Origin of the sequence: Bacillus sp. S4, from assembly GCF_040838205.1 — a bacterium.
Classification (GTDB): Bacteria; Bacillota; Bacilli; order Bacillales; family Bacillaceae_G; genus Bacillus_A; species Bacillus_A cereus_U.
In genome coordinates this window covers 1-9545 of record NZ_JBFPJI010000126.1, presented here as the reverse complement: position 1 = coordinate 9545, position 9545 = coordinate 1, and the positions used below count along the sequence as shown (strand labels likewise).

The following is a 9545-nucleotide window of genomic DNA, read 5'->3' as shown; positions in this document are numbered from 1 at the left end:
AAAACTGCACCTCCAGTTGTTAGACTGTGTCTAACAACTGGGGTGCAGTTCATTCTTCCTTGCAGGATGCTCTTTTGGTATTTATTGTTTATTTATCCGAAAGTGATTACATGGAGAACATTTAAAAGGAAACTTTTCTAGACAATTAAAGTTTGTTGCGCAAATTTGTTCTATCGTTGGAACGAATGGAATAACAACCATGTTACTTTCCATTATTTGTGTAACAGGTGGTAACACTGTACCTATTTGATATTCAAAACGAATATTTGCTGTATTAATATAATTACCTGAACCAATTGGTGCTTGCTCGACTGCTACTTGAAAGGAAACCTTGCGCGCTTCACCAGGATTTAAATTACCTATAATAAATCCTAGTGCAGGGCTTGCATTTGGTACTGGTGCACTATCGACCGTTACACTTTCAGGGACAAATCGAACACTACTATCTAACATATCTTGAAAACGAATATTTTGTATCGCTGTATCCCCCGTATTCGTAATAACTGTCGTAAACGTAATAACATCGCCTATCGTTGCTGTTTGATGATCTGCCGTTTTTACAACTGTCGTTGAGACATTCTGAGGAATAAACGGGATAACAACTGTGTTGCTATCGCCTTCAACTACTACAGGCGGCTCATTAGGATTTACAGTTGCGAGCCCATCCGCTGTAGCAGTATTTGTAACTAAATTATTTATTTGCCCTCCTGTTATTACAACTTGGAAATTAATAATTGCTGCATCATTTGGCTGAAAATCACCTAACGGAATACCAGTATTCGGATTGGCAAATGGAAGAGGCACATCATTTACCGTTACCGTGCCATTTATAAATAACGTATTCGGATCAATGATATCTGTTAAAACAATATTCGTCACAGGAACTGTACTATCATTTATAACAGCAATTCCATAAGTGACAACATCTCCTACCATCGCTACTTCAAAGTTTGCTCCTTTTGCAACAAATAAGATTGCAGTATTTACCGTTACAATAACTGTATTACTCGTGTCCATCACTGTAACTGGCGGCTCTCCTGGTACTAAAATATATTCTGCTAACGCCCCAGCAACGTTCACTACTGTACCACCATCTGGAAAACTTGTAATCGTAGCTTCGTATGTCACAATCGCCGTCTCACCGACTGGAATGTCTAAAATCGTAAATCCAACCTGCGGATTTACTCCTGGACGTGCTACTCCATTTACCGTTACACTATTTGGTACAAAAACAGCTTCCTGAGATAAGACATCGATAAATTGAACATTCATTGCATCAGCCGTACCAGTATTTAATATACGAACACGGTACATTACCGTTTCTCCTACTCCAACAATTGAATTGTCTACTTCTTTCAGCATATCTAAACTGCCTCTATTTACTGGTGTTACTGTCGTATTACTTGAATTCGTAATTGTAAACGGCAGTTCTCCTGGAATCAATTCGAAATCACCCGTTACTCTCGCTGTATTCATAATGCTACTAGAAGGTGGAATTTCGATTACATTTACTTCAAATGTGATTAATACGCTATCCCCTACTGCAAGATCCGGTAATGAAAAGCCTACAAAAGGATTTAAACCTACTTGCGGAATCCCATTTATCTCCACACTTCCTGGAACGAATTCTAAATCAGGTGATGTAACGTCAATAAACTGAACATTTGTCGCAGTTACCGTTCCCGTGTTTGTAACTTGCACACTATAAGTTAACGTATCCCCTAATCGTGTTGCTTGCTTATTTACAGTTTTTATGACACTGAATCGGCCTCTATTTACCCTTGTTATCGTCGTATTACTCGGCTCTGTTACTACAACTGGTGGTTCTCCTGGCACTAAAGTAAAGCTCCCTGTTATATTTGCAACATTCGTAATTGTTCCTGACGATGGGATGGTTGTAACTGTCGCTTGAAACGTCACTATAACCGTGTCACCAACGAGTATATCTCCAACTTCAAATCCAGTAATCGGATTTAAGTTTGGTTGCAGAACTCCATTTACTGTTACACTATTCGGTACAAATGACGCTCCTGCTGAAATCGTATCAATAAACTGAACATTATTAGCTGTTACTGTTCCCGTATTCGTTATTTGTATCGTATACGTTAATACATCTCCAACTAGAGTAGCGGCTCTATTTACTTGTTTAATAACATTAAAGCGTCCTCTATTTACAGTTGTGAGTGTTGTATTACTTGGCTGATTTACTATAACTGGTGGTTCTCCTGGTACTAATATAAAGCTTCCAGTAACATTTGCCGTATTGGCAATCGTTCCGTTTGATGGAACACTAACAACTATTACCTGAAACGTGACTTCTACACTTTCACCTGGATTTATATCTGGAAGTAGGAATCCATTATTAGGATTGAATCCAGGTTGTAACGCACCGTCTATCGTTACACTGTCTGGTACAAATGTTATAGAGGAAGGTAGTACATCACTATATTGAACATTCGTCGCTGTCACTGTTCCCGTATTTTGAACTACTGTTGTATATGTGATTGTATCGCCTACTGCAACAATCGGCTGACTTACCGATTTTAAAACATTCAAACCAGATTCATTTATTTTAGTTAATGTCGTATTACTTGTCGTCGTTTCAGTTATAGGTGGCTCTGTTTCACTTACAGCAAATGTAGCTGTAACGTCTACAAAGTTAACAACTGTTCCCCCTTCTGGTATGCTCGTTACCACTTCCTGATATGTGACAAGTACAAAATCATTTACAGGGATATCGGGAACTGTAAATCCGATAAAAGGATCTAATCCCGGCTCTGGTACCCCGTTAATGCTCACACTTCCTGGTACAAATGCTACCCCAGTAGAACTAGAATCGATAAATTGAACATCTGTTGCTGTCACTGTTCCAAAATTAAAAATCAGTACATCATAAGTCAAAACTTCTCCAACTGTCGCTACTTCTTTATCTACTATTTTTAATGGGAAAATAAAAGCTATATTAATTGTCGTAACGACTAAATTCGTTAAAATTGTTTGCGTAATCGGCGGTTCCATTGGATTCGGTTGTGAAGTAAATGTAACATCTGCATCATTTAATATGACTTCATTATCAGGAATCGCTGTAATCGTCACTTGGAACGTTACAGAAATACTCCCACTAGGATTTAATAACGGAATAACTGTAAATCCTTGTTCTGGATTTAAACCAAGTTGTTGGATTCCACCTATCGTTACACTATTTGCAACAAATGTTGTTCCTTCTGGAATTACATCTTGGAAGAGCACATCTGTAACAGGAATAATGCCTATATTCGTTATTAGAACGGTATACGTTAATACATCACCAACGGCTCCAGTGGCAACATTAACTGTTTTTGTAGCGGTCACTTCCCCTGGAGGTGGTAACGGTATAGTCACGACCGTCGTATTACTAGAATTTGTCGTTGTTACAGGTGGTTGTAAAGGATTTAATAAGAAAGTGGCTGTAGCAGCTGCTGTGTTTAATACCGCTCCGCGTGTAGACGGCGCAACTACTGTAACTTGGAACGTAACCGTCAATGATGTTCCAGCTGCAATATTAGGAAGCGCAAAACCTACATTTGGATCAAATCCAGGTTGAGAAGTTCCATTTATCGTTACACTATTTGCGACAAATGTTGTTTCTGGAGCAACTGTATCAATGAAGGAAACATTCGTTGCTATAACTGTTCCGTTATTTCGAATGACAACAGAATACGTGTAAGTTTCTCCAAGTGCTGCTTGTTGTACAGATGAAGATTTTTGTATATTTAACTGTGCTGTATTTACTTGTGTCACTACAAAATTACTATTCGTAACAGTCGTTATAGGAGGACCTGCTGGATTTATAAGAAAACTTGCCGTCACGTTTGATTGATTTCTTATATTTCCACCACTTGGAACACTAGTCACTGTAACTTGAAACGTAATTGTAACGGTTTGCCCAACTGGAATATTCGAAACTGGAAAACCTACCGCAGGGTCTGCTCCTTGCTGAACAACACCATTTATCGTTACACTATTCGCGACAAATGCAGCTCCGGCAGGTATCGGATCTTGAAAAATAATATTTGCTGCAGGAACAGTTCCTGTATTTTGAATACGAATCGTATATGTTAACGTATCTCCTACACCTGCTTGCGGCGTATTTACACTCTTCATTACATTAATTGAACCTACATTTACTCGTGTCACAACGATATTACTAATCGTTACAATTGTAATCGGTGGCTGCAATGGACTTACTTGAAAATCAGCAGTTACATTTGCATTATTCGGAAGTACCCTGTTCGCTGGCACACTTGTGATCAACACTTGGAAAGTGACAGTTACCATCCCTCCTACTGGAATATTAGCAAGTGGAAATCCAGTTGTTGGGTTTAAACCTGGTTGAGAGATCCCGTTTATTGTTACACTATTCGCAACAAACGTTGTACCAGCTGGAATTGGATCAAGGAATGATACATTTGTCGCTGCTACTGTTCCACTATTTTGTATACGAACTGTATACGTTAACGTATCTCCTAAACCCGCCTCAGTAGCGCTTACACTCTTCATTACATTTAACCCTGAAGAATTCACGACTGTCATAACAGTATTACTCGGCACCGTCACAGTAATTGGTGGCTCTGTTGGATTTACAAGAAAATCTCCGGTGACATTCGCATTATTTACAACATTATTTCCCATCGGGATTTCATCAATTAATACTTCAAATGTAACAGTCACACTCTCACCAGTAGGCAAATCATTTAATGTAAATCCGAATTCCGGATCTGCCCCTTCTTGTAAAACTCCATTAACAAATACACTATTTTCAATAAATAACGTCTCTTGCGGAATGGCATCTTGGAAAAATACATTTGTAGCTGGCACACTTCCTGCATTTATTATTTCAACTGTATATACTAAAATATCCCCTACAGTTGCAACACCAGTATTCACAGATTTTACAACTTCAAAGCTCCCTGTTTGTACAGCCGTATTCACGACGTTACTCGGAACAGTAATAGTAACCGGTGGTTCATTCGGATCCACTTGAAAATTCGCGGATACAGTTGCACTATTTAAAATATCTTCATTTGGCGGATCCTGCTCAATTAATACATCAAATGTAACTACAACTGTCTGAGCCGCAGGGATATTCGGAAGAGAAAATCCCGAATTCGGATTCAGTCCACTTTGCAGTGCTCCATTAATCGTTACAGAGTTGGCAACGAAAGAAACGGCTGAAGAAGTAGTATCTTGGAAAAACACATTTGTTAACGGAACGTTACCTGTATTTTGGACGGCAATCGTGTATGTTAAAGTATCCCCTACTGCCGCTTGAGTTGTATTTACTTCTTTTATTACATTTAAACCGCCTGTATTAATTTGCGTTACAACTGTATTCGTTTGTCTATTAATCGTTATTGGTGGCTGATTCGGGTTTACGATGAAATTAGCAGATACATTCCCACGATTTGCAACGGTACCACCTGAAGGTGCTGATACAACTCGTACTTGAAATGTCACCGTCCTACTTCCGCCAGGAGATATATTAGCTACTGCAAACCCCGTCGCCGGATTTGCCCCGGGTTGCGAAACTCCGTCTACAGTTACACTATTTGCGATAAAAGTCGTTCCAGTTGGGATTGGATCTTGAAAAATAACGTTCGTCGCAAGTACATTTCCTGTATTTTCAATTGTAACGGTGTACGTAAGAACGTCGTTAACCGTCGCAAAAGCTTTATCCACTGTTTTTCTCGTTCTTATATCAGCTATATTTATTGTAGTAAACACTGTATTACTTGTCGCTTGACCTGAAACTGGTTGTTGACCAGGCACTGGGGTAAAGTTAAATGTTACACTCGCACGATTTGGAATTGGATTTACAAGAGGATTTGATGTTACTCGAACTTGAAAACGCACTACAGTCGTTTGCGAAGCATTAATACTTCCGATATTAATACTACTTGCTGGATTTGCTCCTGGACGCGCTACTCCATTTACCGTAACACTATTTGCGACAAATGTTGTTCCAGCAGGGATACTATCAACAAAAATCACATTATTTGCAGCGACATTCCCATTATTCGTCACATTAACTGTGTACGTTAATACATCATTAAGTGCTGCCGTCTGTAAATCTACAGATTTTTGCAAACTTACATTTGCGCGATTTACCGTCGTCTGTACTGTATTTGAAGAAGCTGTACTTGTGATAGGAGGACTTCCAACAAAAGGACGGAATTGGTATGACACCATTGCACGATTTGAAATTGGATTGGGATTCGGGAATGACGTAACTCTCACTTGAAATGCAACAACTCTTTGAGCATTATTCGGTATCGTTCCTAAATTAATCCCACTAGCTGGATTGGCGCTCGGCTGAGTTACTCCACCTACTGTTACACTACCAGCTATAAATGTTGTTCCGTTCGGAATACTATCTTGTAATACAACGTTTTCTGCACTTCCTGTTCCTGTATTCGGAACAGTAATCGTATAAGTGAGAATATCTCCTATACCTGCAACTGTTTTATCAACAGATTTAACAGGATTTATAATTGGCCCTGTCGCATCAATTTGAACACCAAAACCAGCTGCAGCATATCCATCTCCATTTGTAACGAAGCGAACAGTTGCTGACGTTTGATTATTTACTAAGGATGACGAAGCATCTACATTCGTAATATCCCATCCTTGTCTTCGGACGGCTAAAGCTATCCCTAACGGCTGATTCAAATTTCCAAAGGTGCCAGTTGTATCTAAATTCCCACTATCATTACAAATTTGTGACTGAAAGAAATTATTTGCGGGATTTCTCGGTCCGAATAAAGCAACTGTAGCATTCGCATTCGGTCCAAAGCGAAGTTGATCTCCAACAATGTTAGAATCACCTTCTTGAGCAGTTACAAGTACTCTTCCTGTAACAGAACCTGTAGATGGAGTTGCGAAACCTGAAATAGTAGCATCAACTGGTGGTGATGAAGCATCAATAATTTCTTGACCTGCATACACTGACAAATTCCGAAGTGGTAAACTTGTATTTTGATAAACTACCTCAAGCGTCCAACCAGCTGAACGACTGACTGTTGGATCAGCAGAAGTTCTTGTAGCCGGTACAGCACCCGTTGTATATGTTCCCGCTCCCCCTGTATTAACAAGATTCGTTACGTTAGCTGAACGTACGTAATAAAACTGGTTCCCTACTGAACCTTGCTGCGCAGTTGCAGGATCTGGTGTAACAGAAAACGTTCCTGCCGGTGTTGTAAATGTAATGTTATCATTTAAAAAAGCTGAAACATCCTCTGTATCGGTCCGGTATGTGCCGGCCCACACTAGTTCTGCGTATAAAATACTACTCCCTGCCGGAAGATTCAAAATTGCACTTGAAGAATTTAATGGCCAGTCATTCGTCGTTCCTGCTGGGAATCCAGATACTTGGAGCGATGTATTTACCGTTGTAAACACATCAATCGTACCGAAGTTATTATTTGGTGCAGGCGATGTAGGACTTAGTCCTAACATGTTCCCAGTGAACGTGACGGCACCAGTTACTGTTGTTGTAAAGCGATTCATAAAAGGCACATAATCATCTCATTTCATTTATAGTAAAAAGTGCTCTATACTATAAAATGTAGACAAACTATACAATGTACGTTGTCCAATAAAATCCCACACATATGAGAGGAGTTTTCTACACTATGCGCTACGTTATCGTAACAGGAACTTCACAAGGTTTAGGTGAGGCAATCGCCGTGCAATTGTTAGAAGAAAATACAACCGTTATCTCTATTTCTAGGAGAGAAAATAAAAAGCTTACAAAAATCGCCGAGCAAAACAACAGCAATTGTATTTTCCATTCCATAGATCTTCAAGATGTACATAATTTAGAAACGCATTTTAACGAAGTCTTTTCATCTATTCAAAAAGACAATGTCTCATCGATTCATTTAATTAATAATGCAGGCACAGTTGCACCAATAAAACCCATCGAAAAATCAGAAAGTGAACAATTCATTACGAACGTTCATATTAATTTAATTGCACCGATGATCCTTACTTCCACTTTCATGAAACAGACGAAAGACTGGAAAGTAGATAAACGCATTATAAATATTTCATCTGGTGCAGGAAAAAATCCTTATTTCGGATGGGGAGCTTATTGTACAACGAAAGCCGGTATAAATATGTTTACACAGTGCGTAGCTACTGAAGAAGTGGAGAAAGACTATCCTGTAAAAACTGTCGCTTTTGCACCGGGTGTTGTTGATACAAATATGCAAGCACAAATTCGTGAAACAAATAAGGAAGACTTTATTAACTTAGACCGCTTCACCGCATTAAAAGAAAAAGGAAAGCTACTGTCACCTGAATATGTTGCGAAAGCTATTCGTAACTTACTAGAGACTGAAGACTTTCCGCAAGGCGAGGTTATTCGAATTGATGAATAACGAAAAGGCACGCTAAATTAGCGCGCCTTTTTGTTCTATTTCTCTAAAAATATAAGTACCGACTCCATAATCTTCTCATAACCAATTTCTTGATAAATTTTATTAGAAGTTGGATTTGCTAGATCGGTATATAATGTCGTTGTTTTGTAGCCTTCATCTAGCATACGTTGACTAAGTTCGGCTACACAAATAGATGCATATCCTTTTTTTCGTTCCTCTTTCGGCGTATAAACGAAATTGACTGTTATATTATTTGTAGTCGGTCTCGTTTTTGCAGCTACAGAGACTAGTTTTCCGCCCACCTCCAGACCAAATAGACGGTTAGTAGTTATTAGTGTATATGCAGTTTGTTTTGCCTCTTCTTTCGTAGTAGGAAGCTTCACATCTTCACAAAATTGATGTATCCACTGTTCTATTAATGGCAGCTCATCACTATTTACTGCACGAAAAATTCCATCTCCGCTCCACTTCTTCTTTACTCGTTTTAATTCATATACACCTTGTTCCATTCCAAGTGTAGTTTTTTTCCGTTCTAATATCGCAATCTCTTCAGCTAACTTCTGTATGACTTTCTTATTACCAATGAAACCAGGAATATCCGGATATACTTTCGTTAACTCCTTTGCAAGTTCCGCTATATCCTCTTCCGAAATTTCAGAAGTTGCAACAATCATTTGTATCTTCTCTTCTGTTTGAAGAAATACAACCGCAATTTCCTCTCCTTGTTTCGCTACCCCCATAAATATCGGTTCTTGAACAACTTGCAATACACCTAATATTAAATTATTTCCCTGCTCGTTCTCTCCTAAAAATGATGTAACATCTTCTTTAAAACGGAGAACATCTTCATATACATGCAATTGAATCATCGACAATCTCTTCCCTCGATTTATATTTTAATTAAGTATTGGCGATTAATTCATTAAATCCTTTTTTTACGATTCAATAACATTTGAAACTAATGTGTTCAAATCATTTTCAGCATGCAAAACTCTCTTCTTTTCCTTCTCAAATAGCTCTTCTTCTTTTCGAAACGATTCTTTACGTTTATTAATCATACGCTCCATCTCTTTTTTACTCGGTCCACCATATACATTTCTTTTTTGAATAAAAGCTTCTGGTGAT

General features: G+C 38.6%; 3 protein-coding genes and 1 pseudogene. 1 reads left to right on the top strand and 3 read right to left on the bottom strand.

The genetic code is table 11. From position 1 onward, the window contains the following. Positions 1–81: 81 nt before the first annotated feature. On the bottom strand, positions 82–7554 hold the full coding sequence (locus AB3X48_RS13375; RefSeq protein ID WP_367959672.1) for a CLIPPER-2 domain-containing protein: 7473 nt from the start codon (positions 7552–7554) through the stop codon (positions 82–84). A 116-nt stretch (positions 7555–7670) separates the two neighbouring features. Between AB3X48_RS13375 and AB3X48_RS13370 the strand changes: the two genes are divergently transcribed. Further along, complete coding sequence (locus AB3X48_RS13370; protein ID WP_016105804.1) at positions 7671–8420, top strand: (S)-benzoin forming benzil reductase; 750 nt, start codon at positions 7671–7673, stop codon at positions 8418–8420. Positions 8421–8455: 35 nt separating this feature from the next. Here the strand turns inward: AB3X48_RS13370 and AB3X48_RS13365 are convergent, their stop codons facing one another. Beyond that, complete coding sequence (locus tag AB3X48_RS13365; RefSeq protein ID WP_033710880.1) at positions 8456–9289, bottom strand: GNAT family N-acetyltransferase; 834 nt, start codon at positions 9287–9289, stop codon at positions 8456–8458. A gap of 66 nt (positions 9290–9355) precedes the next feature. Further along, positions 9356–9545: pseudogene (locus AB3X48_RS13360) on the bottom strand (argininosuccinate lyase); the annotation flags it as partial.